At 36.3% G+C, this 3,537-nt stretch carries 4 protein-coding genes; 2 read left to right on the forward strand and 2 right to left on the reverse strand.

The genetic code is table 11. The features are described from left to right. Nucleotides 1-333 precede the first annotated feature (333 nt). Nucleotides 334-1,263, reverse strand: a complete 930-nt coding sequence (ispH, locus tag GO685_RS04120) for a 4-hydroxy-3-methylbut-2-enyl diphosphate reductase (protein ID WP_175937690.1) — start codon at nt 1,261-1,263, stop codon at nt 334-336. A gap of 76 nt (nt 1,264-1,339) precedes the next feature. Here ispH and GO685_RS05745 point away from each other — a divergent pair, with 76 nt between their 5' ends. After that, nucleotides 1,340-2,311 carry a peptidoglycan D,D-transpeptidase FtsI family protein gene (locus GO685_RS05745; RefSeq protein ID WP_281356221.1) on the forward strand — a complete coding sequence of 324 codons (972 nt, stop codon included), beginning with the start codon at nt 1,340-1,342 and terminating at the stop codon, nt 2,309-2,311. Then, the gene (locus GO685_RS05750; protein WP_281356222.1) at nt 2,308-2,835 is read left to right on the forward strand and encodes a penicillin-binding transpeptidase domain-containing protein; all 528 of its coding nucleotides are present in this window, start codon (nt 2,308-2,310) and stop codon (nt 2,833-2,835) included. The genes GO685_RS05745 and GO685_RS05750 overlap by 4 nt, the downstream gene beginning before the upstream one ends. Before the next feature lie 3 nt (nt 2,836-2,838). Here the strand turns inward: GO685_RS05750 and GO685_RS04130 are convergent, their stop codons facing one another. Beyond that, on the reverse strand, nt 2,839-3,186 hold the full coding sequence (locus tag GO685_RS04130) for a hypothetical protein (RefSeq protein WP_175937691.1): 348 nt from the start codon (nt 3,184-3,186) through the stop codon (nt 2,839-2,841). Between the last annotated feature and the right edge of the window lie 351 nt (nt 3,187-3,537).

Below are 3,537 nucleotides of genomic sequence, written 5' to 3' on the forward strand. Positions count from 1 at the left end.
CTCCCTTGTCTATTTGACGTTCTATACTGTCTTAAACGACTTATAAGCGCGTTTCAGCTTGAAAATCAGAAGTTTTAAAAAGACGTGAGGTTCACATAGTACAAAAATTTAAACATGAGACGCCAAATACCCTAAGTTTTTTGTCATTAACCTGCACAGATTGCGAAGATAAATAAATAGCTTCATTACCATTATAAGGGGGTTGAAAGAATTTGTCAAGTAGTTTTTTTGTTTCTATTGGGTAGCTTTTTTCCACTGTTGTCTATTTACTTCCTGTGTAGTAGAAATTGATAGCAACAATACCAAAATAAAGGCTAGTGGACTAGTTTTGTTTTAAACCAAATTCGGTACTTTAAACTGAACGTTTTCAGCAACACTATCTGGCATAACTGAAACTTTTATGTTCATGTGTGTTTTCAGGTAGTCTATTAACTCATCAACCAATATATCAGGAGCAGAAGCACCTGCGGTGATTCCTATCTTTTCTACACCCTGCAGCCAACTTTTGTTCACATAGCTGTAATTATCAATCAAATAGGCTCTTTTCCCTCTAGCGATGCATAGATCCAATAAGCGATTTGAATTCGAACTATTTTTACTTCCTACAATTAACACTATGTCTACGATTTCAGCTAGTTTTTTAACAGCATTCTGCCTGTTTTGTGTTGCGTAGCATATATCTTTTAAATTAGGACCTGTGATGCTTGGAAACCTAAGCTTTAGGGCAGCGATAATTTCGCTGGTATCATCGACGCTTAGCGTAGTTTGCGTAACATAAGACAAATTGTCTGGATCTTTAACTTTTAAGTTGTGTACATCTTCTACGGTTTGCACTAAAGTGATAGGATCATCCACTCTTCCTCTAATTCCCTTAACTTCTGGGTGATTTTCGTGCCCAATCAGAATTAATTCTCTACCGCTGTCCTCATACCTTTTTGCTTCTTTATGTACTTTACTGACCAGAGGACATGTTGCATCAATCACTTGAATACCCTTTCTTTTTGCCTCTTCTTCAATACTTTTTGACACTCCATGTGCACTGAACATCAGTATTCCCCCATTATCTTCAATGTCCTCAATACTGTTTACAAAAACCACGCCTTGTTTCTTAAAGTCCTCTACTATATATTTATTGTGAACAATTTCGTGCAGCACATAAACTTGGCACTCGTTTTTGTATTTTTCTAAAGTGATAGCCAATATGTCTACAGCTCTTTTGACTCCAGCGCAAAAACCGCGTGGTTCGGCTAAGATAACTTCCATTTTTTTAAGTCAAATAAATATGCAAGCATTACTGAGAAATAAGCTCCGCTCACTATGTTTTATAATACCATTGTTTATGTTTTATATAATAATTATTTTTCGTATGTTCTCTTTAACATTTGATCAGCCTGCTGCCTCAGAAGACTTAAAAAAAAGTAATATAGCACATAGACAGCCTGATATTTTGGATAGAAATGGAGTGGTGATAGCAACAAATGTGCCAACAACATCACTGTACATAGATTCAACCAGAGTAAAGAATCCAGAAAGTATAGCAGAACAGTTGTGTTCTATTTTGAATGATCTTGAATACGAAGATTTATATAAAATACTTACTTCGAAAAAGAAATTTGCTTGGATAAAGCGGCATTTAACTCCACGAGAGTTATTAGCAATAAAAAACGCCGGCGTGCCAGGAGTAAACTTTTGTGATGACGTAAAGCGCATATACCCCCACAATAATTTGTTTGCACACGTGCTTGGCTACACCGACATAGATGGCAAAGGCATTGCTGGAGTTGAGGCATATATAAGTAACCAGCGTCACGACACTACCAGTAGATATGTTCAACTATCCTTAGATACGCGAGTACAAAGCATAGTACATCAGGAACTCACTAAAGCCGTAAGCAGATATCAGGCGCTTGGTGGAGTAGGAATTGTTTTAAGTGTGAAAGATAGTGAAGTCATTTCGATGGTCAGTTTGCCCGACTTTAATTCCAACTTGCAAAGTAAGGCAAAAGATATACAAAAGTTTAATCGCGCCAGTCTTGGAGCATACGAGATGGGATCGGTGATAAAATTCTTTACAATAGCAGCAGCGCTCGATGCGAATGTTGTGAAAACTGATGATTTATATGACGTATCAAAGCCAATCACCATTGGGAAATATGAAATTCAGGATTTTCATGAGTTTAAAATTCCAAAAGTTACTGTGCGAGATATATTTGTAAAATCGTCCAACGTTGGTGCAGCAAAAATTGCAGCCAAACTAGGTATTGGGAAACAGGTAGAGTATTTTAAGGCCATGAAGCTATTTTCCCCTTGAGAATAGAAGTACCAGAAAAATCCATACCGATAGTTCCAGATAAATGGAGTGAAAGCACCTCAGTAACGGCGTCTTACGGTTATGGAATAGCTGTAACTCCTATGCATATTGCACAAACTGCAGCTGCATTAGTCAACGACGGAATATTTCACAACGCAACTTTGATATTGAACAAAAAAGGTATAGGGGAGCAGATTGTTGCAGAAAGTACTTCCAGAGAGATAAGAAAATTATTACGTGCAGCAGTAACAGATGGAACGGGAAGGAGAGCGAACATAAAAGCATATACGATAGGAGGTAAAACTGGATCAGCAGAAAAAGTTGTAAATGGTAAATATGACAAAGATGCAAACATAGCGTCGTTTATAGGAGTGCTAACTACACTTGATCCAAGGTATATAGTACTAATTGTTATTGATGAACCTCAGGGCCAGTATCATACCGGAGGAATAATCGCTGCACCTGTGGCCAAGAATATTATAAATAGGATAACACCTATACTGAACGTTACACCCGAGATGTAGAAACTAATATTTCTTTATCAGGAGTTTAAGCTTATGATCTTGATTGTTTCCATTAATGCAAAGAAGCCCATTTTTTGTTATGTTACAATTTTTAGGAGAAATATCAAAATCGATTTTTTTTCCACTGCTATCTACACTAAGGCAAATTCTCGGCTCCAAATAGCTAATTATACTAGCCTCAAATTTTTTTGCTACCTTACCGTCCGGAGAAACCAAGTTAAACTTCCAGATATCGCTTGGATCGATATTTCCTGTGTAACTACTGCACTCATCACCTGCGCAGTATGAACTCTCAATTATGTAACCTCCACTGGGAATATCTATAAGAAAACCCCAGAAATCATCTGACATACAAAATACCTTTAATATTTGCTGTTTATAAAGAACTGTAATACTTTTTGAGTATACTAATTATGATACACTTAAAGATATAAAGTTTCAACAGTTAATTGTGTAAAAAGTCTGCTTATACCAACTTCCACTGCATAAGGAAAAGATAGACAACAGAGACAAAAAAACTACTTGACAAGTTTCTCCAACCCTCTTATAATGATACTGAAGCTATTATTTATCTTCAGTCTGTGCAGATTAAACGACAAAAAACTCAATGTAATTGGCGTTTTTTATTGTCTTAAACGCTTTAACAAGCGCATTTTAGCTTATATTAGGTAAAAACCTTGAAAGTTTGTAAAGACATGAGGT

The sequence above is a fragment of the Wolbachia endosymbiont of Madathamugadia hiepei genome (assembly GCF_013366855.1).
Taxonomy (GTDB): domain Bacteria; phylum Pseudomonadota; class Alphaproteobacteria; order Rickettsiales; family Anaplasmataceae; genus Wolbachia.